Here is a 1,429-nt window from a genome sequence, read left to right as displayed (position 1 = left end):
TGCGACCGATATTGTGAAAGCCCTCGGCGGCAACTTTACCCGCCACGACGGTTATTTTGAATCGTCCACCGACATTGTGAGCTACTGCGTCGGCCACGTGCTGGAAATGGTGCCCCCGGAGACGATCAACCCGGCCTATGCCTCCTGGTCGCTCGACACCCTGCCGCTGAAGCTGTACCCCGTTAAGCTTCAGCCCAAAGCGAGCGTGGCAAAACAGGCCAACACCCTGGTGAAGCTGATTCGTCGCCCGGATATCAAAATGATTGTCCACTGCGGTGACCCGGACGACGAAGGCCAGCTCCTCGTTGACGAGGTGCTGGAGTTCGCCGGTAATACGCGCCCGGTGAAGCGGGCGCTGATTAACGACAACACCGCGCCAGCGGTGAAAAAAGCCATCAATTCCCTGCGCGATAACAGCGATTTTCGTGGGATGTATCTGAAAGCACTGATGCGCAGCGCCGGTGACGCCATTTTTGGCTTCAGCATGAGCCGCTGCTATACCCTGAAAGCCCGTGATAAGGGCTATAAGGGCACGATTTCGGTTGGCCGCGTCCAGACGCCGGTGCTGGGTATGATTGTGCGCCGGTGGCGCGACAATCAGGCACACAGCGAGGCGTTTTACTACCAGCTCGCCGGGCAGTTTGTCAGCGGCACGGACGTCGTCAGCGCCCGCTGGCAGACGTCCGAATACGCGCCGGTTGACGATAAAAAACGCCTGACGGATAAGGCCTGGGCAGAAGGGCTCGCCAGAACGCTGGCCGGAAAACCGGCCAGCGTGCTCGCGGCGGCCACTGACCGGGGAAAAACCACAGCCGCCCCGCTGCCGTTTAACCTTCTGCGCCTCCAGGTGCATATGAACCGCAGTCATAAACTGACCGCGCAGCAGACGCTCGATATCACGCAGAAACTCAAGGACGGTAAATACATTACCTATAACCGCTCCGACTGTTCGTATCTGTCCGACGAACAGTTTAACGACGCACCGCAGGTGGTGGCGGCCTTAAAAACGCTCGACGTTTTTAACGGCCTTGCCACAGATACGGCGCAGAAAAGCGCGGCGTTTGACAGTAAAAAAGTGACCGCCCACACCGCCATTATTCCGACGACAAACATGCCGGATTTAAGCCGCCTTACCGACAGGGAAAAGGCGGTTTATCTCGCCATCGCACAGTTTTATCTCGCGCAGTTCGTGGCGAAAAAGCGCTATGACGAGGCGATCGCGGAGATTAAATGCGGCGACGAAATGTTTAAAGTTTCGGCGCGTAAAACCACGGACGCGGGTTTTACGGCGTTCCTTAGCGATGCGGAGGAAGACGAAGAGGAGGACGAAAACAGCAGCGCGTTTGAGGCCATCAGTCGTCTGCAAACCGGGGCGACATTAACCTGCCGCGAGGTGGTGATTTCCGAGAAAAAAACCAAACCGCTGCCG

The 1,429-nt window shown here is 57.5% G+C and carries 1 protein-coding gene; it reads left to right on the top strand.

What is annotated here, in order from left to right:
* Positions 1 to 1,429: DNA topoisomerase (locus USH94_RS22600; RefSeq protein WP_320731352.1), on the top strand; the 1,429-nt coding region annotated here is incomplete at both ends.

The organism is Enterobacter sp. 148H3 (genome assembly GCF_034107425.1).
GTDB lineage: Bacteria > Pseudomonadota > Gammaproteobacteria > Enterobacterales > Enterobacteriaceae > Enterobacter > Enterobacter vonholyi.
This window is presented reverse-complemented; position numbering and strand designations above follow the sequence as displayed.